This window comes from Clostridium sp. TJA038 (genome assembly GCF_058310255.1).
In genome coordinates this window covers 14,133-35,942 of sequence record NZ_JBZEFA010000009.1, presented here as the reverse complement: position 1 = coordinate 35,942, position 21,810 = coordinate 14,133, and the positions used below count along the sequence as shown (strand labels likewise).

Genomic DNA, 21,810 nt, shown 5'->3' with positions numbered 1-21,810 from the left:
AAATTGCACATTTTAATTATAAAATGTATTTTTTAGACATATATTAGATTTTAACACAAATATATGTATAAATTCATATAAAAGTTAGAAATATAATATTAAATGTAAAATACAATTAAAAATTATATTTTAACAGAAAAATTTTGCATATAAAAGTATATATTTAATTATAAGTTCATAGTGAGTTTAAATCCTATTTAAAATATATAAGTATTATATTTATATAGATTATGGGAAATATAAGTATATGGTAATAACCATATGAAATTGTGATTGAGTTGGGAGAAATATTATGAGTGATGTTTTAGAAAGAAGGAAAAGGCTAGACTATTTAGACATAGCGAAGGGTATTCTTATAATTACTGTTGTTCTGTGTCATGCACCTTTTGACAATGCACCATATCTTTATTGGTTTCACATGCCAGCTTTCTTTATAATAAGTGGTATGCTTTATAAAAAGGGCGTGAATATAAAAGAGCAGGCAATTAAATTCTTTGTTCCTTATGCCATATTTTCATTAATTGACATAGGTTTTAACTATGTAATGTACTATCATGGCAGTTTTTCTTTTAATGATTTTATAAATGAGATGTTAAAATACGCCTTTGGGGGAAAGGCTACTTGGGGAGTATTTTGGTTTATACCTGTAATGTTTGTTACAAAGGTTTTATTTGACCAGTTAAATAGAAGATTAGGTGGTAAGAAGCTTGCAGTAATTTGTGTAATAAGTTACTTATTAGCTAATATGTATTCAATTTTAGTAATACCAGATAGTGTAACAGATATAACTGAAAAATATTTTGTATTTTGGAATCTAGATACTGTTTTAATTACTTTACCTTATTATGCTTTAGGGTATTATATAGTTAAGCTAGACATTCAAGAAATTTTCAAAAAGACTTCTACTTTAATTTTATCAAGTATAGGAGTTGTTGGACTTTTTGTATTAAATAGTGTAGCAGGAATATACTATTATTTAAATATAAAATATTCTTATTACAAAGACCCTATTTTTGATATTATAATACCTGTAACCTTTACTGTATTTATACTTTCTTTAAGTTATCAACTTAGCAAATTAAAATACAAGAAGGTATTTACAATAATAGGTGCAAATTCTCTTATAATAATGTACTTACACAAACAAGTAGCTACTTTATTTATGGATGTATTTAATTATGGATATGTTATTTTTACAATAGTTGGTGTAGTGGTACCATTACTTATGATTGTATTAATAAATAAAAATACTTTAAGTAGGTTCTTGTTTAAAGGAGATCTTACTTTTTATAGGAGTTTTAAAGATATTAAGGACATAGGACCTAAAGAAATAATAATTGAAAATAAATAAGAGTAAAAGGCTTGGAATTTTTCTAAGCCTTTTTGTAATATTTATTTTTAAAAGATAATATAATTTTACAACAGGAAATATATTTTGGAGGGAGTATATGTTAGGGTGGGAAAAGCCTTGCATTAAAGAGTTTTATTTAAACGATAGAAGAGGTTTAGTAGATACTAATGGTTGTGTATATTTAGATGGAAGATATGCTGGAACCTTAAAGCCAAGTGGAGCTATTTATATAGAGGGTAAAAGAGGTTTTATTAAGAAAAATGGAGACATATATTTAGAGGGTGTTTTAATTGGAACCTTGAATAATTATAGTATAATATATTAAATTTTTTAAAGTTATGAAATATGTAATTATTTCATAACTTTTTATCTTTTAAATGTTTTAACATAAAAATTAAAGGTATATAATATAATAAGGAATTCACAAAAGATTTATAAAGAACTGTGAATGGAGGGGTATAAAGTTATGGAAAGGAAGGATTTTAATAATTACAGAGAGATATCTATAATAATAATGTTAATTCCAATGCTCTTTATTTTAGTTGATACTTTAGGGCGGATAATTTCTAAAATAAATAATAAAAATTTAATTGAAACAATTATTAATGAGATATTTATATATAGGGAATATATAGTTAAGATTATAATAATTATGGCTGTTATTTTTGTTATAGCAAAAATAAGAATTGTTAAGGAGAAATTTATTCTTGGAGATTTTAAAGTTATAGTTGGATATACCTTAATAGGTGTTACTAGTTATAAATTTTTTGGAAGTGGCTATGAATTAGTTAAATCATTAGATGTGTATCTTATGTGCATAATAGGTATGATTTGTATATTATCTGGCACAAGAGAGGTTTTATCATCTATAGATAACATAAGTGTAGATTGTGAAGAAAAAGAGAATTTTGAGAGATTATTTCATAAGAGAGTAAAAAGGTTAGGAATAATATATTTTATTATATTTACTATTTTAATAGGAATAGAAAACTTAAATACAATAGCTTCTAGTGAATTTATTATGAAACTAATAAATAATTATAATCATCATTATAATAATTTAGCTAGAGTTATATCATTAATAGGAATAATCTTAATAATAGCTTTAGTATTTACAGTTAGAAGGTCTTTTTCTACTTTAAATTTATGCTATGAAGAATATATTTACATAATAAAACATAAAACTGTTACTGAAGAGATAAAAAAAGAAGTAGATTTTCTTAGCTTAAAATTAGAATGTAATAAAAAACATATGAATAATAAATTAAAAAAACTTGAGGATAAAAAGGCTCAGGTTTTACTAAAAGGTATTTTTGATTTTTTAAAAAATAACAAGCATTAAAAATTAAATATGCTTAGAGGGGACTGTATGGAAAACAAAAAGATTACAAACTTTGATTTTATATTAAAAACAAGTCTTGAGAGTTATTATGAGTTATTAAGAAATGCTGAAAAAGCGTGGGATACTCAAGAAGCTCTCACTTGTACAGTTTTAAGAATGGTAATTGAAGATTTATTTATTAAAATTCAAGAATTATATAAATTAGAGAGAGGAAATAATTTAAGCTTTAAAGGAAGTATAGATAACTTAGAAGGACATATTCCAAGCTTTGTAATAGAATATGGAGAGTATATAAGAAGTTTAGGAGAAAAGTGTTACAATAAAGAAGCACTAAATAACTTAGATGAAAATACTAGTTTATTAGCCTTAGAAAAGGCTCATGATATTTTAATATGGTATTTAAAAAATGTAACTAATGAAATAGAAGAAAGTAGAACATTTACTTTTATAACTCCTGAAAGTTTAAAGGAAAGCCAATGTGATTTAGTTATAGATAAAAAGGTTTTAGAAAATAAAGAAAAGTTTATTATAAGCCTTGAAAAGCAAATAAAAACTACAAAAACTGATGAAAAAAAGCAAGAAGAACTTTATGAACTTTTAAAAAATGTAAAGGAAGAAAAAAAAGACCTTGTTGATAAGTTAAATGAAAAAGAATTAGAGCTTCAAGAAGCTTTAAAAAGTTTTAAAACTCTGCAAGGTACTATTTTAAGAGAAGAATCTTCAGAGGATAGTGATAATAAGTATAAAGATTTTTACAAGGGATTTTTATCGCTTCAAGGATATGAGTTAAGAGTTGTTTATGCATTTTTAAAAAGTCTAAGTTTAGGAAGTATATTTATAAATAAATCTAAAGGAATATTTGTAAAATCTAAAAGAAAAGAATTTTTAAAGTTTATTGAAAAAGAAGTTGATGAATTAAAGGGATATTCTGATGGAGTTTTAAAAATAAAATTATATTATGCTCTTTTAAAACTTACAAATACTCCTTCTACTTCTATTTTAGATAAAAAAATATTTGATAAATCCTTAGATAATGTAGTGGAAAAGTCTTATTTCTTACTTGAGAGTAGAAGTGATTTTAATGGGAAGGTTGATAAGCTAGAAGGAATTATAAATTATTACTTAATAGTTATAATAAATGGTTTATTACATTCAATAAGTAAGGAGAAGGATAAAGAAGTTAAACTTTGTGGAGTAATTTATGAAGTCTTAATAAACACTCCTGAAAGAGAAAGAAATCTTATATTAAATAAAATGAACTTTACAGATGTTTCAGAAGAAACAATAAAAGAAAATATAAGAATAAATCAAGAAAAGTTTTTAAAAGCAGCTTTAGAATGTGGAACAGAGGAAAGTTTAGATTTTGTTATAAAATCTATTTTTTCAATTTATGTAGCCTTTCAAAAAGACTTTGATTTTTATGAGTTTAGAACTAGACATGATATGGTAAGAGCTTATATAGGTCCTTTATTAAGTTTTATAATTTTAAAAGAGTTTAAAGTTTCAAGAGAAAATTTAGTTCCTATTTTTGTTATGGAAATAAGTTTATCAAACAAAATTTTAAAAAAGGATAAAAAGGAAAGTTTATATTATAAGCAGTTAGTTCAAGTTTGGAAGGAAGAAAAAGAAGAATATGATAAAGTTCTTTCTGAAAAGAGAAATTTAGAGAAAAATCTTCGTGAGACAGAGGAGATTAAAGAAGTTTTATTAATAAATGAGAAAAAGTTTATTGCTGAGAAAGAGAATACAGAAAAAGCAATAGAGGCTCAAGAAAACATATTTAAAGATATTGTTCTTAATTCAGAGGAAGTTAAATTATTTGAAGATTATATTGAATATGAAAGAATAAAAAGACAAATAGATACTATAGATATATCAGAGGAACATAGTATTAAGGATAGAGGGTTTCTAAAAAATATTTTTTCTTTAGATACATGGAAATATAAGTTGAATAAGCTTGAATTAAATAAGAGTATGAAATATTTAGAGGAAAGTTTAATTAAAGAGGCTAAAGAATCTGAATTTTTTAAAAGAGAACTTTTGACTATAAAAGAACTAGAAGATATACTTTCAGATAAAGTTAAGGGCTTAGAGTGTATAAGGAATGAACTTAAGGAGAATGCTCTAGAAAGAGAACGAATAAATAAATTAATAGTAAATAGCAATAAGAAAATTAATAAGTTTAAAGAGGATAATTTTGATTTTGCTAATTAAAAAAGCTGGTATTTGTATGCCAGCTTTAAATTTATAAATCATGCTAATTCACATACACTTATTATTTGGACAAATTAATTTGCTACAGGTTTCCCAAGGTGAAAAGGAACAAGTTTTTAAGTAATTAAATTAATTAGCATTATCTATAAATTTACTTTGATTATAACATAAATTTAGTTATATAAATATAACTTTTCCTTCAAGAAAATAAACTTTATATAAATATTTAGAAAACAAAATAATAAGATTAATAATAAAATATGAATTTTGAAAAATAAAAATTATTTATATAAATTAAATTAATCTTTATAAGTTAAGTATATTGAAAGTAGATAAATTGAATATTATAATTAGATGTTAAGTTTTTATAAAATTAAAATGAATTTAAATACACAAAAGATAAGTGGGGGATGAAGATGAAAAAATTCCTTTCATTAGGAATAATAAGTGTTTTAGTTGCAGGTATGTCGGTCTTTGGTTTAGAGGAATCTAGACATAAAAAAATTAAAAATTTAGAAGCTAAAGTTTTTCAAGCAAAAACTTATATTAAGCATGGAGATTTAGCTAATGCAAAATTAATGTTAAGTATAATAAAGACTGAAAATATAGGATTAAAAGATAAGGGCGTAGAAGAAGATATTTTTGAAATTGAAAGTAGTATAAAAGCTAATAAGGATATGTTACTTCATGATAACATTAAGAACTTAGATGAGTTAACTCCTAAAGAAAAAAATGTAGAGCTTTTAAATCTTTATTTAGAAAATAACAAGGTTTCTCCAGAGGTTAAAAGTATTGAGGGGGCAGGAAAGGAGTATTATATTAATTATAGAAATTTAAAAAATCTTCCTATAGATGAAAGTAAGAATTTTCAAGATAAGAAAGGATATATATTAAAGCCAACAAAATTTTCAAGTAGATTTTCAGAGGATATATGTTTAATTTTTGATTCTGAAAAACCTTATTATATTGATAATAATATATATTATAAGTTTATAGAAATACCTGTAAGTAGTTATTTTGGAGAGGAAGAAAAGGAAACATGGTATTTTGCAGATTTGAATTTTAATATAATTAGTAAGGAAAATTTAGAGTTTTATATGGATAATAATTATATTATAGATTATAAAAATAAAGTTATAAATACCTATGATTTAAGTAATTATATAAATGATGAGGAATTGTATTAAAAGGATAAATTAAATAATTTTGTCAATATATTGAAAATATATTGAAAATATATTGACAAAATTATATGAAAACGTTATTATAAAGTTAAGATAATTATTTAAGATTTAGTGTGGTAGGATTGATAAAAACCTAAATTAAATGTGCCTCTTGTTCATTTAATTTAGGCTTTTATTTTTTTATTTAAAAATTATTTTATTTCTAAGATTTATTTATTTTTATATCCATTTGAGGATAAGGGATAGTTATATGTTCTTTATCAAATCTTAGTTTAACTTCTTCTAATAAACTAAAGTGAACCTTCCAATAATCCTCTTGCTTTGTCCAAACTCTTACAACAAAATCAATGGAACTTGCTCCGTGTTGACTTATACCAACAAAGGGTTCTGGAGTTTTTAAGATTAATTCATTTTTGTTTATAATATCAAAAAGTACATTTTTAACTTTAATTATATCGTCATCATAGGCTACACTAAAGGTTAAATCAACTCTTCTAGTTTCTTTTGATGAATAGTTTATAAGACTTCCGTTTGCTAAGGTTCCATTTGGAATTAAGATTTCTTTATTATCTGGAGTAACTAAATGAGTATAAAAAACTGTTATTTTTTCAACAGTTCCAGAGTAACCTGAAGCTTCTATAAAATCATTAACTCTAAAGGGTCTTAATAAAAGTATTATTACTCCACCTGCAAAGTTTGATAAACTACCTTGAAGGGCTAAACCAATTGCTAATCCAGCAGAAGCTACAAGGGCTGCAAGACCAGCTATATCAAAACCTACATAACTCATTAAGGTTATTACTAAAAGAAATTTTAATGATACTTCAGCAAAGGCTTCAGCAAAGGAAGTAAGAGTTGGGTCAATATGTCTTCTTTTCATTATCTTAACTAAGATTTTAATTAATTTATTTATAATCTTCCAACCTACGTAAAGTAAAACTAATCCAATTACTAATTTAAAGCCATTAGTAGTAATCCAAGAAATAAATTTTTCATAAATGGTATTAAGATCAAATTTCATATAAAACACCTATAAAATATATTTTATATAAAGTAATTAATATATTTTATGCCTTTCTTTAAAATTTATTTTTAATTGGTTATTTTTAAAAAATTAAAAGTATTTTATATAATTTAAGTATATTTTAAGTTTTAAATTTTTATATTTAAAACTTAAAATATGCTTAAAGAGAACTCATTTTATTATAAAATTTCTTTATACAAATATCAACTAAGGGAACTTGAATAAAATTTTATAAAATTAAGAGTTAAAGTGTTTATAAATTATAAATTTGGATAATATATAATATTGAAAAGACCTTAAATACTTATGATTCAGGGCATAATCATGAGATGGCATTACTAGGTAAAAGAGCTATGGAATAAATTCCATAGCTCTTATTAAAATTATATTAAAGTGAAATGATTTTATCTGTTTAATTAAAAAATATTTAAATTTATTTTAAAAAGGATTATACAAAATAATTATATATGTAAACTTTAAATAAAAGAATTAAAAGATTTAAGCTAGTAATCTATAGTGAATATTGGGAGTACTAACTATAGAGTTTTAATTTTAAAATTCTCTATAATTAAAAGTTTATAGTTTAATCTTTGTATAATCCCTTTTTTATTCAAAGTATAAAATTATTGATTAAATTTTACAAACTCTAATTCGTTTGAAATTGCTATGTTGTAAACATATGAGTTAGCAACTTCATTTATGAAAGTTTCTTTCATTTCTTCATTTAAGTTTATGTTGTTTAATTTGTTGTGATAATCCATAACGAAGTTTCTCATTTCAGGACCATCAGTTAAGTGGTCATATTTGTAGTAGTTTAATCCTTCTTCATCTATTTTATATAAATCTTTAACTAATTGATAGATTGTTCTTCCACCAAATAAATCTGCAAGATATCTAGTGTAAGCATGTGCAACTAAAAGTTCTGGAGTTTTTTCTCCTATTTCATTTATTCTAGCTACATAAGCTCTTGTTGAAGCTAAAGGTTTAACTTTTTCTGAATCTTCTTTTAATAAGAATTTAACATCTTTAAGTAAAGAATCAGCACGATATATTTCAGGAAGTACAAAGTCTTTAACTACTTCATTATCTTTGTATTTTTCTAAGTTTATTTCTATTGCTCTGTAAACTTCATAAAGATTGTAAAGATATTCAGCATAGCTTTCAGTTGAAGCTTTTCCTTCTAATAATCTTTTTAAGAAGCCTGTTTTTTCAGCTACTGAGTGTAAATCGTTACTATTGTTTTTTATATCCATCATGAATGAATTCATTAAAATCACCTCGTAAATCTATTTTAAATTTTGATATGTTAAAGTTTTAATATCTTTCTCATGCATTTAATATACTACTTAAAAATATCTTCATCAAATGGGGAATTTTACGAATTATGTTCATAAATAATAAATTTTTAAGAAATTTAATAAGAAAAGTTATATTTTTTTAAAAAATAAACTAATAATTATTTAAGAATAATTATTATTGATAAAAATATCATTTTTTTAAAAAATTATAAATTTATAATTACACTTTTTATTAAATTTTATTCTTAGTAAGTTTATTAAAGATAAAAAGATATTTAGTATAATATTTATTAAGAGTAATAACATGAGTTTAAATAGTTTAATGAAAAATTTTTTTAAACTATTTAAGTATTTTTATTAAAGTTAAAAAAATATAATTTAGGAGATATATTATGAGAGTTTTGCATACTGCTGATTGGCATTTAGGGAAAAATATAGAGGGAGTAAGTCGCTTAGAAGAACAAGAAGAATTTTTAAATGATTTTGTGAAAATTGTAGAGGAAAATGATATTGATTTAGTTATTATAGCTGGAGATGTCTATGATTCTAGTAACCCACCAGCTAGAGCAGAGAAACTATTTTATGATACCTTAAAGAATTTATCAAACAAGGGGAAAAGAATGACTTTAGTTATTTCAGGAAATCATGATAATCCAGAAAGACTAATAGCTTCAGCACCTTTGGCTAAGGACCATGGAGTTGTTATGGTAGGAACACCTAAAAGTAAAGTACCACTTGGAGAGTATGGAAAAAATAAGGTTATAAATTCTGGTGAGGGATTTATTGAAATAGAAGTAAAGGGAGAAAAAGCTATTATATTAACAGTTCCTTATCCTAGTGAAAAAAGGTTAAATGAGGTTTTATATGATTCTATGGAGGAGACTTTAGAAAGAGCAAAAACCTATAGTGAGAGATTAAAAATATTATTTGATTCTCTTAAAGAAAATTTTAGAGAAGATACAATAAATTTAGTTGTATCTCATCTTTTTGCAACAGGAGCTGAAAATTCAGGTTCTGAGAGAAATATAGAACTTGGGGGGAGCTTTATAGTTGATAAGGAATGTTTTCCTAAGGAAGCACAGTATATTGCTTTAGGACATGTTCATAAGCCTATGATTTTACCAGGAACTAATAAAAAAATAAGATATTCTGGTTCTCCACTTCAATACAATAAAAAAGAAATTAATTTTGAGAAAAAGTGCTTTATTATTGACTTAGAACCTAAAAAAGAGGCGGTTATAGAGGAGATTAAATTTAAGGTGTATAAGCCTATAGAGGTTTGGAAGTGTGAAAGTATAGAAGAGGCAATTGTAAAATGTGAAGAAAATAAAGATAGAGAGTGTTGGGTTTATTTAGAGATAAGTACTGATAGATTTTTAAGAGAAGATGAAATAAAAATTATGAAGAGAACAAAAAAAGATATTTTAGAAATTATTCCTAAAATAAAAAGTGAGGAAGATATTTTAGAAGAAAGTGATTTTAAAGAAAAGTCTTTTGAAGAATTTTTTATTGACTTTTATGAAAAGGAAAGAGGAATAAAGCCTGATGATGAAGTTTTAAATCTTTTACTTAATATAGTTAAAGAAGAGGAGGACAAGTAGCATGAAGCCTATTAAATTAAAAATTAAAGGGTTAAATAGTTTTATAGAAAGTCAGGTTATTGATTTTGAAGAATTAACAGAAAGAGGGCTATTTGGTATTTTTGGTCCTACAGGAAGTGGAAAATCTACTATTTTAGATGGAATAACTCTTGCTTTATATGGAGATATAGCAAGAAAAAGTTCAAATTATATAAATACTAACTGTGATAGTGTTTATGTAAGTTATGAATTTCAAATAACAGGTAGTGAAGTAAAAAGATATAGAGTTGATAGAGAGTTTAAAAGAGATAATAAAAGTGGAGGAATAAGGAATAAAAGTGCTAGAATAATTGAAATAACAGGAGAGAGTGAAAATATACTAGAGGAAAAATCAAAGGCTGTAACAGTTAAGTGTGAAGAAATTATAGGGTTAAAATTAGATGATTTTATGAGAACTGTAGTTTTGCCACAGGGAAAGTTTAGTGAATTTCTTAAATTAGAAGGAAAAAGTAGGAGAGATATGTTAGAGAGGTTATTTAACCTTGAAAAGTATGGTGATAATCTTTCAAATAAATTATTATCTGAAATAAGAAAAGAAAAAGAAAATATGACTTCTATAGAAGGGCAGTTAAAAGGATATAAAGGAATTAATTATGAAGTTTTAAAGGATAAGGAAGAAGAAGAAAAAAATTTAAATTTAAAAGCTAAGGAAAAAGAAGATTTATTTAATAATTTAAAAAATGATTTTAAAGAAGCTGATTTTATCTTAAGTACTCAAAATGAGCTTAAGAATAAAAAGGAAGAAGAAGAAAGTTTAAGAAAGCAAAGTGAAGAAATAGATAGCTTAAAAGAGAGAATAAAACTTTCAGAAAGAGCAGATAAGGTTATTTTATTTATAAATAATTTTGAGGAAATATTAAGAGATTTAAAGGATGAAAATTTAAAGTTTAATGATATAAAAAATAGTCTAGAAGAGATTACTAATTTAAAGGATAAAAATAAAATAGAATTTGACAGAGTGCTTAAAAAGAAAGAAGAAGATTTACCTGTTTTAGAAAGAAAAAGAGAGAGATTAATAGAAAGCGAAGAAGAAATAGAGAAGCTTTTAAAAATGAGAGAGGAAGGAGTTGAATTAAAGAAAGAATGGATGGATATAAAAAATAATCTTTCAAAGCTAAAAAGTAAATTTAACTTTTTAGAAGAAAATGAAAAAGCCTTAAATAAAGAATTAGATGAAAAGGAACTTATACAAGAAAATCTTTTTATCTCTGAAGATTTTAAGGAAAGAGTAAATGATGGATTAATTGCTTTAAATTCTTATGAAGGATTAGAAAAGCAGATAAAGGATATAGAATATGAAGATAATACCTTAAAAAATAATATAAAAGATATTAAAGAAGAAAAAGAAAGATTAAGAATTTCTTTAGATGATAAAATAAATAATTTAGATAAGCTTACGGAAGATATTAAAAATTTGCCAGATAGTTTTTTAGCAGATAATGAATTTATTTTTGAAAAGCAACTTAAACTTAAAGAATATAAAGAGAGATATGATAATTATATTGAGATAAAAAAGAATTTAGATGATGCTTTAAAAGCTAAAGAAACTTTTGAAATAGAACTTAAAAGGGGGAATGAAGAAAAGCTTTTAAGTGAAAAAGAATTAAAAGAACTTAAAGACTATATAGGAAAGGCAAAAATTGAGGAATTAGCCATTAAAATTAGAGAAAATTTAAAGGAGGGTGAAGCTTGTCCAGTTTGTGGTTCTCTTCACCATGAATTTAGTAATATTAAAAAGTTTGATTTAGAAAATTCAAATGAGAAATCTAAATTGTTGGATATTAAGGAAAAGCAATTAAGAAATATTATTTCAAACTTATCAAAGGTAGAAAGTGATTTAGGACATGAAAATAATAAAATTAATAAATTAAAGGCTTCTTTAGAGGAGATAGGAGAAGTAAATAAGGATGAATTAAATTCTTTAAAAGATGAATTTGAAGATTTAAAGAAAAGAGCAGAGAAATTTAATCTTAAAAAGGAAAAGCTAGATAAGGATTTAGAAAATTTAAAGGAAGAAAAAAATACTTTAGAAAATCATTTTAATAAATGTGAAGTTATTTTATGCGAAAAAATAGTTAGAGAAAAGGAGATTTCTTTAAAATTAAATGATTTAAAGAAGAATTTAGAAAAAGAAAATTCTATAATTAATTCTATAAAAAAAGAGTTAGATATAGAGGATATTAGGGAAGAAAAAAATAATATATCAAAAAAAGAAAGAGATAAAAATTTATTAGAGAAGAAAATTAAGGATTTAAGAATATTACTTCAAGGGAAAGTTAATGAAAAAAATACATTAATGGATAAACTTAATAAATTGAATGAGGAGGTAATAGAGAAAAATTCATTATTAAAAAGTAAGTCTAAAATTTATATAGAAAAAGAAAATATGATTAAAACATCTTTAAAGGGATTAATAGATGAAGAGGAAAAAATACACCAGTTAAAAATAGAAAGTATTTTAAAAGAGTTAAATTTAAATATTAAAAATATAGGGGAGGAATATTTAAATTTAAATCAAGCTAAAGAAAAGTTAGAAAAAGACTTTAATAGTATAAATAATAACTTTGCTGTTATTAATGATAGAATAAAATCATTAAGTTTAAGGAAAGAAAAAGAAGAAAAAAGAGTTTATTTAGCCTTAAAAAAAGAAGGTTTTAATGATATTTTAGAAGTTAAAAATTCAGTTTTATGTAATGATGAAAAGGAAAATTTAAAAACTTTAATTGAAGAATATAATAATAATTTAATTAAGGTTAGGGGAAATATAGAATTACTTCTTAAGAAGTTAGAGGGAAAAAGCATAAAAGAAGAAGAATGGTTAAGGATTTCTAATGAAAAAAATAATTGTGAAAAAGAATTAAAATATATTGAAGAGGAAAAAGTTAGATTAATTACAGAGATTAAAAATTTAAAAACAAAGCTTGAAGAACAAAAGGAAATACTTTCTCTTAAGGGAAAGCAAGAGCATAAACTTGCCTTATTAAGTGATTTAGAAAAGCTTTTTAAAGGGAAAAAATTTGTAGAATTTATTGCTTCAAATCAATTAAAGTATATATCTATGGAAGCTTCAAAGAAACTTAAAGAGATAACAAATGGTAACTATGGTTTAGAAGTGGATGAAAATAGTAAATTTATGATAAGAGATTATAAAAATGGAGGGGCTGAGAGGGATGCTTCAACTCTTTCAGGGGGAGAAACATTTTTAGCATCCTTAGCTTTAGCATTATCCTTGTCATCACAAATACAATTAAAGGGAACAGCACCTTTAGAGTTATTCTTCTTAGACGAAGGTTTTGGAACTTTAGATGATAATCTTTTAGATATTGTTATGACTTCTTTAGAAAAACTTCATCATGAAAGGTTATCTATAGGAATAATAAGTCATGTTGAATCTATAAAAAATAGAGTGCCAATTAAGCTTATGTTAAAATCAGCAGAAGCAGGTGTTGGTGGAAGTAAAGTTAGAATAGAGAGAAGTTAAATTTAGTTAAAAAGGGCTTTTTAAGCCCTTTTTGGTTTATTTTCTAAAATATTTACAAATTTTTTTAATGTTTAAGGTTGAAAAATTTTCAATAAAAATATAAAATTTATCTTAAGATTGGCATGGATTCAAGGGGTAATAAAAATTAAATAAATATTGAGAGAGGGATAAAGAAATGAAAGTACTTGTAATTAATTGTGGAAGTTCATCATTAAAATACAAATTAATCGATATGAGTGATGAAAAGGATATCATAGGAGGATTAGTTGAGAGAATTGGAATTGGACAATCTAAACTTGTTCAAAAAGATGCAGAGGGAAATAAATTTGAATTAGAAAAAGATATAAAAGACCATAAAGAAGCTATAGATATAGTTTTAAATACTTTAGTAGATGACGAAATAGGTGTTATAAGCTCAGTTGATGAAATTGCAGCTGTAGGACATAGAGTAGTTCATGGTGGAGAAAAATATTCTTCTTCAGTAGTAATAGATGAAGATGTTATAAAATACTTAGAAGAGTGTAGTATATTAGCACCTCTTCATAACCCAGCAAACATAGTTGGAATAAGAGCTTGTCAAAGTCTTATGCCAAATAAAGAAATGGTAGCTGTTTTTGATACTGCTTTCCATGGAACTTTACCAGAAAAAGCATACATATATGCTATTGATTATGCTTTATATGAAAAATATAAAATAAGAAAATATGGTTTCCACGGAACTTCACATAAATATGTAGCTAATAAAGTTGCTGAAGTTATGGGAAAAGACATAAAAGATTTAAAAATCATAACTTGTCATTTAGGAAATGGAGCAAGTATTTCTGCTGTTAAGGATGGAATATGTATAGATACAACTATGGGATTCACTCCTCTTGCAGGTGTTCCAATGGGAACTAGATCAGGTAATATAGACCCTTCAATAATACCATTCTTAGTTGAAGAATGTGGATACACAATTGAAGAAGTTTCAGAAGCTTTAAATAAAGCATCTGGAGTTTTAGGAGTATCTGGCGTAAGCTCAGACTTTAGAGATATTGAAGCTGCTGCTAAAGAAGGAAATAAGAGAGCTCAATTAGCTTTAGATATATTCCACTACAGAATAAGAGCTGAAATAGGTTCATTCATTGTAAATATGGGTGGAGTAGATGTAATAGTATTTACTGCTGGTGTTGGAGAAAATGCTCCAGGAACTAGAGCGGCTTGCTTAGAAGGATTAGAGTTCTTAGGATTAAAATTAGATAAAGAAAAGAATAATGTTAGAGGAAAAATCGCAGAAATAACAGCTGATGATTCAAAAATAAAAGCTTACGTTATACCAACAAACGAAGAGCTTATGATAGCTAAAGAAACTGTAGATTTAGTTAAGTAATTAAATTAATAGTATTAGAATATTATTAAGTTTTTAGATTAATAATATTAGTACTACAAGTTTTATATAAAAAGTAAGGAATGTAGAAAAGTTTATTTATAAATTTTTCTACATTCTTTTTTCTTTTAAAATTAATTATAAATATCTTATTTAAATATATTTAAATAAAAAGACTTAAAACTTACTTTAAGCTTTAAGTCTTTTTTAGTATATTTTCTTTATATTTTAGAGGAGTTAATCCTGTAAATTTTTTAAAGGTAGTACAGTAGTAACTTTGGGTATTAAAACCTACCTTGTTAGCAATATCTAGTACTGATATATCACTTTCTTTTAGAAGATTTTTACTTTTTTCAACTCTATAGTTATTTAAAAAATTTATAAAAGTTTCTCCAGTTTCCTTTTTAAATAAATTGCAAAAATAAGTTTTATTTATTTTAAATTCTAGAGATATACTAGAAACACTTATATCTTTATAGTAATTATTTTCTATAAATTCTATAGCTCTAAGGGTGTAAGGAGAATAATTATTTAAATAGTTTTCTTTAAGCTTTTCTTTTAATATTAACTTTAGAAAGCTTTTATAATATTTAATACAGCTTTTTGTTTTAAGTGGAAGTTTATACATTTCTAAATAATTTTTTGAATCATTAAATTCTTCTTTTAAATAAAGAGGACCTACTATAAAAAATAAATTTTCTCCTATTTCTTTATAATTAAATATTACATAAACTGCCTTATTATTTTCAAAGTTAAGAATTATAGAGTTATCTTTTTTATTTTTAAAAGAAGATAACTCTAATTTGTTTTTTAGTTTTAAATCTTTAAAAATATAATCATAAAAAGGGGAGTACCCTGTATCAAAAATAATATTTAATTTATTATCTAAAGCCCTTATTGGGATTTCAAAGCAATTATAAAAATCTATAAGAGCCGATTTTATAAAAATCATTAAAAATCATCCTTTCAAAAGTTAATATCATTAAAAAAATAAAAATATAGCGAAAAACAATTTTAATAAAATATGATAATATATTTATATTATCATTAATGATAATCATTTTCAATAAGCTTTAAAAAGTAGATAAACAAATAATTTTATAGGGAGGTAATTTTTATGATGATAGATAAAAGGCTTTTAAATTTATGTAAAAACTCTAAAAAGTACATATTTTTAACTGTTTTAATGAATTGGATTTCTATTCTTTGTAATCTAATAACAATAATGATTATTGGATTTAGTATTCAAGAACTTTTTACTTTTGGAAATATTGAAATGTTAAATAAAAAGATTTTAGCTTTAGTTATTTTATTATCGGTAAGATTTTCTGTGAACTTATTAAGTGGACATTTTTCTTATAAATCTTCTGAAAATGTAAAGCTTACTCTTAGAGATAAGATATATGAAAAACTTTTAAAGCTTGGAATGAGATATGATAACTTTTATAGCACTTCTTCAATTGTTCAAATGTCAGTTGAAGGAGTTGAGGCTTTGGAAGTTTATTTTAGTAAGTATTTACCACAGTTAATATATTCTATTTTAGCACCATTAACTTTATTTTTTGCTTTAGCATTTATTTCTTTTAAAGCAGCTTTAGTATTTATATTATGTTTACCTTTAATACCAGTATCAATAATATTAATTATGAAAATTGCAAAGAGGATATTAAAGGAATATTGGGGACAGTATTCAGACTTAGGAAATACATTTTTAGAAAATCTTCAAGGCCTTACTACTTTAAAAGTTTTTGATGTAGATAAAGAAAGACATGAGTTAATGAATGAAGAAGCTGAAAGTTTTAGAAAGATAACAATGAAGGTTTTAAGTATGCAATTAAATTCAATAAATGTTATGGATTTAATTGCTTTTTTAGGGGCTGCTATTGGTAGCATAGTTGCTTTATTTCAATTTAAGAATGGAGAAATTACTCTTGGAGGAATGATAGTAATTTTATTAATATCAGCAGAATTTTTTATACCTCTTAGGCTCTTAGGTTCATACTTTCATATTGCTATGAATGGAATAGCTGCAGCAGATAGAATTTTTAAAGTTTTAGAAACAAAGGAGAGTAAGGAGGATTTAAAAAATAATCTTAAAGAAGTAGAGAATATTTCTCTTTGCAATGTAAGTTTTTCTTATGATGGGAAAAGAAATGTTTTAAGTGATATATCTATGAGTATAAATAAGGGCGATTATATTGCTATTGTTGGAGAGAGTGGAAGTGGAAAAAGTACTATAGCTTCATTACTTTTAAATAGTTATAAAGCGTCAAAGGGAAAGATAACTTTAAATGGAGAGGATATAAATGATTTAGACTTTTCAGAGCTTTACGAGAGAATATCTATAATTTCAACTAATAGTTATATTTTTAAGGGTACTATTAAAGAGAATTTATTAATGGCTAAGAAGGAGGCAACTTTAGAGGAAATAAATTATGCCTTAAAAAAAGCTAATCTTTTAGATTTTGTAAACTCTAAAAAGGAAAAATTAGATTTAGAAGTTGGAGAGGGTGGCTCAAAGCTTTCAGGGGGACAAAAGCAAAGACTTGCCTTAGCTAGAACTATATTAGCAAATAAGGAAGTTATAATTTTTGATGAAGCTACTTCAAATATTGATGTTGAAAGTGAAAATATGATTTTGAAATCTATAAATGAACTTTCAAAGGATAAAACAGTAATAGTTATTTCCCACAGACTTTTTAATGTTAAAAATGCAGATAGAATTTATATGTTAGATAAGGGAGTTTTAATTGAGGAAGGAAATCATAGAGAACTTATAGATAGAAAAAATAAATACTATGAAATGGTTAATTACCAAAATGAACTTGAAATGGGAGGTGTAATTTAGGTGAGAAAGTCAGGGTTTTCAATAATGAAAAGGCTTATAGGTGAACTTAAACCTCTTATGCCTGTAATGTGCATAACTGTATTTATGGGAGTTTTAGGATTTTTAGTAGCAATAGGTATAACTGCCTTTGGAGGGCTTTCTATAGCAATTTTAATAGATAAAAGTATAAATTTTTCATTTAAAACAGCAATTATTTTAATGATTTTATTTGGAATATTAAGAGGACCTTTAAGATATTTAGAACAATTAAGTGGACATTATATAGCTTTTAAAATATTAGTTATTTTGAGAGATAAGGTGTTTTTAGCTCTTAGAAAGCTTGCACCAGCTAAATTAGAAGGAATGGAGAAGGGAAATTTAATTTCTATGATAACTTCTGATATTGAACTTTTAGAAGTTTTTTACGCTCATACTATAGCACCAATTAGTATTGCTATTATAACTAATACTATAATTGGAATAATACTTTTAAGTATTAATGTAAAGGTTGGAATAATAGGAATAGTTGGTTATATATTAATTGGATTTTTTGTTCCTTATATAAGCAGTAGATTTGGAAAAGAAGCAGGAGTTAAGTATAGAGAAGCCTTTGGAAAAACAAATTCATATATTTTAGATTCTCTTAGAGGTATTAAAGAAGTTTTAATATTTAAAAATGGAGAGGAAAGAAGAAAGAATATAAAGAAATTATCAAAAGAATTAAATGAAAAGCAAAAGATTATAAAAAAACATGAGGGAATAATAAGAGCCTTTAGTGATTTTATAATAATGGCAACAATTTTGATTGTTTTATATATTTCTTATTTAGAGGTTTTAAATGGAAATATGACTATTGGAAGTTTAATAATTTCAGTTGTGTTAATAGCCTCTTCCTTTGGTCCTGTTGTGGCGTTAAGCAATTTATCTAATAACCTTCTTTTAACCTTTGCTTCAGCTCAAAGAATTTTTAATATTTTAGATGAAAAGCCTTCTGTAGAAGAAGTTTTAGGAGAAGGTATGGCTATTGAAAGTGATATAAGATATAAAAATGTTTATTTTTCTTATAAAGGAAAGGAAGAAGTTTTAAAAAACTTAGATGTAAATATAAGTTTAGGAGATAAAATTGCAATTATAGGAGAAAGTGGAACAGGAAAAAGTACCTTTGCAAAATTACTTATGAGATTTTGGGATGTTACAAAGGGAGAAATAAATTTTGGAAATAAAAATTTAAAGGAAATACAAACTAAAGAACTAAGAAAGAAAATTGCTTTAATGGGGCAAGAAACAAGTTTATTTAATATTAGTATTGAGGATAATATTAAAATTGGAAATTTAAATGCTACCTTAGAGGAAGTGAAAGAGGCAGCAAAAAAAGCAGGAATACATGATTTTATTATGACTTTAGAAGAAGGATATAAAACAAGGGTTGGAGAGTTAGGAGGAAATTTATCTTCAGGAGAAAAACAGAGGATAGGTTTAGCTAGAGTATTTTTAAGAGAAAGTGAAATTGTTATTTTAGACGAGCCTACAAGTAATTTAGATACTTTAAATGAGGGCATAATATTAAGGTCTATAAAAAACTATTTAAAAGATAAAACTCTTATACTTATAACTCATAGAAAATCTACAACAAGGGTATGCGAAAAGATATTTAAGATTAATAATGGAGAATTAATTCAGTATAGGAGGGGGAAAGGAAATGGGAATACTTAAGATGTTTTTTGTACTTTTAGGTTTTCTTTCTTTAGGACTAGGTATTGTAGGAATTATAATTCCTGTAATTCCTACAACACCTTTTTTATTATTAACAACCTTTTGTTTTGTTAGAGGCTCCGATAAATTTAATATTTGGTTTAAGGAGAGTAAGATATATAAAAATTACTTAGAAAGCTTTGAAAAAGAGAGAGCTTTAACTTTAAAAACAAAATTAAGTATATTAATATTTGCAGATGCTATGTTATTAGTTCCTTTAATAATATTAGATAATATTTATTTAAAGTTATTTATATTAGTTCTTATAGTTTTTAAGTTTTATTATTTTATATTTAAAATAAAAACCATAAAAGTTAAGAAAGAATATGTAAAATAGACATAGAAATAATATTTTAGTTATAAGATATTTCTTTATAAAATTAAGATTTATGTGTTAAGCTAAGAACATATTTTAATATAAGGAGATTTTTATTATGACAAGTTTAAATGAGGATAGAGTTTTATGCAGATGTAAAAAAGTTTCTGAAAAAACTATAAAAGAGGCTATTAAAAATGGAGCTAATACTTATGAAAAAGTAAAAAAGGAAACAGGGGCTAATTCCTATGGATGTTTTGCATGTAGATTAGAAATTAAAAAATTATTAGAAGAAAATAAAAGATAAATTAAAAAAGTCATGTTAGAATTTAAAAGTTTTTAGCATGACTTTTTTATCTTAACGTTAAAAATAAATTTTTGTAAATATGTAAAAATATATAAATAAATATTAAAATTAAAGTATTATAATAAAAATAATTAGTATATAAATTGGGGATAAAGGGGGACTATTTTATGAAACCAAATATTGTTTTAATTATGGTTGACCAAATGAGAGGAGATTGTTTGGGGGTAAATGGTAATGATTTTATTGAAACTCCTAACTTAGATATGATGGCTACTAAAGGATATAATTTTGAAAATGCTTATACAGCAGTTCCAAGTTGTATTGCATCTAGAGCTTCAATTTTAACTGGAATGAGCCAAAAATCTCATGGAAGGGTTGGTTATGAAGATGGCGTTTTTTGGAATTATGAAAATACTATAGCATCAGAATTTTCAAAGGCAGGATATCATACTCAATGTATTGGGAAAATGCACGTCTATCCTGAAAGAAATCTTTGTGGCTTTCATAATATTGTTTTACATGATGGATATTTACATTTTGCTAGAAATAAGGAAGGAAAAGCATCAACTCAAATTGAACAATGTGATGATTATTTAAAATGGTTTAGAGAAAAAAAGGGGCATAATGTTGATATAATTGATATTGGTGTTGACTGTAATTCCTGGGTTTCTAGACCTTGGGGATATGAGGAGTTTTTACATCCAACTAATTGGGTTGTTAATGAATCAATAGATTTTTTAAGAAGAAGAGATACAAGTAAGCCTTTCTTTTTAAAAATGTCCTTTGTTAGACCTCATTCACCTTTAGACCCACCTAAAGTTTATTTTGATATGTATAAAGATGAAGAATTACCTAATCCTTTCATTGGAGATTGGGCTAAGAAAGAGGATAAAGATAAAAATGGAAAGGATATAAATTGTATAAAGGGATTAATTAATAAAAAGGCTTTAAAAAGAGCTAAAAAAGCTTATTATGCATCAATAACACATATAGACCATCAAATTGGAAGATTTTTAATAGCTTTATCTGAATATAGAGAGCTTAAAAATACTATATTTTTATTTGTATCAGACCATGGAGATATGATGGGAGATCATAATTGGTTTAGAAAAGGAGTGCCCTATGAAGGAAGTAGTAGAGTTCCATTTTTTATTTATGACCCAGGTGATTTAATAAAGGGGAAAAAGGGAAAGGTATTTGATGAGGTGTTAGAATTACGAGATATTATGCCAACTTTATTAGATTTTGCTAATATTCCTATACCAAGTTCAGTAGAAGGAAGTAGTCTCAAGAAGCTTATAGAAGAAAAAAATTCTAATTGGAGAGAATATATTCATGGAGAACATTCCTTTGGGCAGGATTCCAATCATTATATTGTAACCAAAAAGGATAAATTTTTATGGTTTTCTCAAAGTGGTGAGGAACAGTATTTTGACTTAGAAAATGACCCAAAGGAACTTGAAAATCTTATAAATTCAAATTTTCATAAAGAGAGAATAAATTATTTAAGAAATATATTAATTAAGGAGTTAGAAGGTAGAGAGGAAGGCTATACTGATGGAAATAAACTTTTAAAAGGAAAACCAGTAAGTACTTTAAGCCATATAAGAAAATAATAATATTTAATAATTTTAAACTTTTTAAAATAAAAAGGAAGCTAGAAAGGGGGAGCCTTCTAGTTTCCTTTATTTGATTTATATATGTATAT

General features: G+C 24.8%; 16 protein-coding genes. 13 read left to right on the top strand and 3 right to left on the bottom strand.

The features are described from left to right. Positions 1-292 precede the first annotated feature (292 nt). From AC4FQV_RS10800 to AC4FQV_RS10780, 5 genes are all read left to right on the top strand, one after another. Positions 293-1,351: an acyltransferase family protein gene (locus AC4FQV_RS10800; RefSeq protein WP_491140351.1), complete on the top strand. Its 1,059-nt coding sequence runs from the start codon at positions 293-295 to the stop codon at positions 1,349-1,351. A 97-nt stretch (positions 1,352-1,448) separates the two neighbouring features. Then, positions 1,449-1,676: a hypothetical protein gene (locus AC4FQV_RS10795; RefSeq protein WP_491140350.1), complete on the top strand. Its 228-nt coding sequence runs from the start codon at positions 1,449-1,451 to the stop codon at positions 1,674-1,676. 141 nt (positions 1,677-1,817) lie between these two features. Beyond that, positions 1,818-2,693, top strand: a complete 876-nt coding sequence (locus AC4FQV_RS10790; protein WP_491165484.1) for a hypothetical protein — start codon at positions 1,818-1,820, stop codon at positions 2,691-2,693. 27 nt (positions 2,694-2,720) lie between these two features. After that, on the top strand, positions 2,721-4,907 hold the full coding sequence (locus AC4FQV_RS10785) for a coiled-coil domain-containing protein (RefSeq protein WP_491165483.1): 2,187 nt from the start codon (positions 2,721-2,723) through the stop codon (positions 4,905-4,907). Between the two features lie 416 nt (positions 4,908-5,323). Then, entirely contained in the window at positions 5,324-6,094 is a 771-nt protein-coding gene (locus AC4FQV_RS10780) for a hypothetical protein (RefSeq protein ID WP_491140347.1), read from the top strand. 199 nt (positions 6,095-6,293) lie between these two features. Here AC4FQV_RS10780 and AC4FQV_RS10775 read toward each other — a convergent pair whose 3' ends face one another. Then, positions 6,294-7,112: a mechanosensitive ion channel family protein gene (locus tag AC4FQV_RS10775; RefSeq protein WP_491140346.1), complete on the bottom strand. Its 819-nt coding sequence runs from the start codon at positions 7,110-7,112 to the stop codon at positions 6,294-6,296. A gap of 626 nt (positions 7,113-7,738) precedes the next feature. Further along, positions 7,739-8,383, bottom strand: a complete 645-nt coding sequence (locus tag AC4FQV_RS10770; protein WP_491140345.1) for a biliverdin-producing heme oxygenase — start codon at positions 8,381-8,383, stop codon at positions 7,739-7,741. Positions 8,384-8,805: 422 nt separating this feature from the next. On the opposite strand from AC4FQV_RS10770, the gene AC4FQV_RS10765 reads away from it, so the two are divergent. From AC4FQV_RS10765 to AC4FQV_RS10755, 3 genes are all read left to right on the top strand, one after another. Beyond that, on the top strand, positions 8,806-10,014 hold the full coding sequence (locus AC4FQV_RS10765) for an exonuclease SbcCD subunit D (RefSeq protein ID WP_491165482.1): 1,209 nt from the start codon (positions 8,806-8,808) through the stop codon (positions 10,012-10,014). A 1-nt stretch (position 10,015) separates the two neighbouring features. Then, complete coding sequence (locus tag AC4FQV_RS10760; protein WP_491165481.1) at positions 10,016-13,534, top strand: AAA family ATPase; 3,519 nt, start codon at positions 10,016-10,018, stop codon at positions 13,532-13,534. Between the two features lie 175 nt (positions 13,535-13,709). After that, positions 13,710-14,903: an acetate/propionate family kinase gene (locus AC4FQV_RS10755; protein ID WP_491140342.1), complete on the top strand. Its 1,194-nt coding sequence runs from the start codon at positions 13,710-13,712 to the stop codon at positions 14,901-14,903. Between the two features lie 193 nt (positions 14,904-15,096). Here the strand turns inward: AC4FQV_RS10755 and AC4FQV_RS10750 are convergent, their stop codons facing one another. Then, positions 15,097-15,852 (bottom strand): helix-turn-helix domain-containing protein, encoded by a 756-nt coding sequence (locus tag AC4FQV_RS10750; protein WP_491140341.1) that lies wholly within the window; start codon positions 15,850-15,852, stop codon positions 15,097-15,099. A gap of 168 nt (positions 15,853-16,020) precedes the next feature. Between AC4FQV_RS10750 and AC4FQV_RS10745 the strand changes: the two genes are divergently transcribed. The 5 genes from AC4FQV_RS10745 (at position 16,021) to AC4FQV_RS10725 (ending at position 21,718) form a co-directional block, all read left to right on the top strand. Then, entirely contained in the window at positions 16,021-17,748 is a 1,728-nt protein-coding gene (locus AC4FQV_RS10745; RefSeq protein WP_491165488.1) for an ABC transporter ATP-binding protein/permease, read from the top strand. After that, a complete protein-coding gene (locus AC4FQV_RS10740; RefSeq protein ID WP_491165480.1) occupies positions 17,749-19,440 on the top strand; it encodes an ABC transporter ATP-binding protein in 1,692 nt (563 codons plus the stop codon). Beyond that, entirely contained in the window at positions 19,427-19,816 is a 390-nt protein-coding gene (locus AC4FQV_RS10735) for a YbaN family protein (protein ID WP_491140339.1), read from the top strand. Before AC4FQV_RS10740 ends, AC4FQV_RS10735 begins: the two co-directional genes overlap by 14 nt. Before the next feature lie 97 nt (positions 19,817-19,913). Next, positions 19,914-20,102: a (2Fe-2S)-binding protein gene (locus tag AC4FQV_RS10730; protein ID WP_491140338.1), complete on the top strand. Its 189-nt coding sequence runs from the start codon at positions 19,914-19,916 to the stop codon at positions 20,100-20,102. A gap of 167 nt (positions 20,103-20,269) precedes the next feature. After that, positions 20,270-21,718, top strand: a complete 1,449-nt coding sequence (locus tag AC4FQV_RS10725) for an arylsulfatase (RefSeq protein ID WP_491165479.1) — start codon at positions 20,270-20,272, stop codon at positions 21,716-21,718. The last annotated feature ends 92 nt before the right edge of the window (positions 21,719-21,810 follow it).

Coding starts and splice junctions, on each gene's coding strand:
- AC4FQV_RS10800 (WP_491140351.1), top strand. CDS start 293: ATGAGTGATGTTTTAGAAAGAAGGAAAAGGCTAGACTATTTAGACATA.
- AC4FQV_RS10795 (WP_491140350.1), top strand. CDS start 1,449: ATGTTAGGGTGGGAAAAGCCTTGCATTAAAGAGTTTTATTTAAACGAT.
- AC4FQV_RS10790 (WP_491165484.1), top strand. CDS start 1,818: ATGGAAAGGAAGGATTTTAATAATTACAGAGAGATATCTATAATAATA.
- AC4FQV_RS10785 (WP_491165483.1), top strand. CDS start 2,721: ATGGAAAACAAAAAGATTACAAACTTTGATTTTATATTAAAAACAAGT.
- AC4FQV_RS10780 (WP_491140347.1), top strand. CDS start 5,324: ATGAAAAAATTCCTTTCATTAGGAATAATAAGTGTTTTAGTTGCAGGT.
- AC4FQV_RS10775 (WP_491140346.1), bottom strand. CDS start 7,112: ATGAAATTTGATCTTAATACCATTTATGAAAAATTTATTTCTTGGATT.
- AC4FQV_RS10770 (WP_491140345.1), bottom strand. CDS start 8,383: ATGAATTCATTCATGATGGATATAAAAAACAATAGTAACGATTTACAC.
- AC4FQV_RS10765 (WP_491165482.1), top strand. CDS start 8,806: ATGAGAGTTTTGCATACTGCTGATTGGCATTTAGGGAAAAATATAGAG.
- AC4FQV_RS10760 (WP_491165481.1), top strand. CDS start 10,016: ATGAAGCCTATTAAATTAAAAATTAAAGGGTTAAATAGTTTTATAGAA.
- AC4FQV_RS10755 (WP_491140342.1), top strand. CDS start 13,710: ATGAAAGTACTTGTAATTAATTGTGGAAGTTCATCATTAAAATACAAA.
- AC4FQV_RS10750 (WP_491140341.1), bottom strand. CDS start 15,852: ATGATTTTTATAAAATCGGCTCTTATAGATTTTTATAATTGCTTTGAA.
- AC4FQV_RS10745 (WP_491165488.1), top strand. CDS start 16,021: ATGATAGATAAAAGGCTTTTAAATTTATGTAAAAACTCTAAAAAGTAC.
- AC4FQV_RS10735 (WP_491140339.1), top strand. CDS start 19,427: ATGGGAATACTTAAGATGTTTTTTGTACTTTTAGGTTTTCTTTCTTTA.
- AC4FQV_RS10730 (WP_491140338.1), top strand. CDS start 19,914: ATGACAAGTTTAAATGAGGATAGAGTTTTATGCAGATGTAAAAAAGTT.
- AC4FQV_RS10725 (WP_491165479.1), top strand. CDS start 20,270: ATGAAACCAAATATTGTTTTAATTATGGTTGACCAAATGAGAGGAGAT.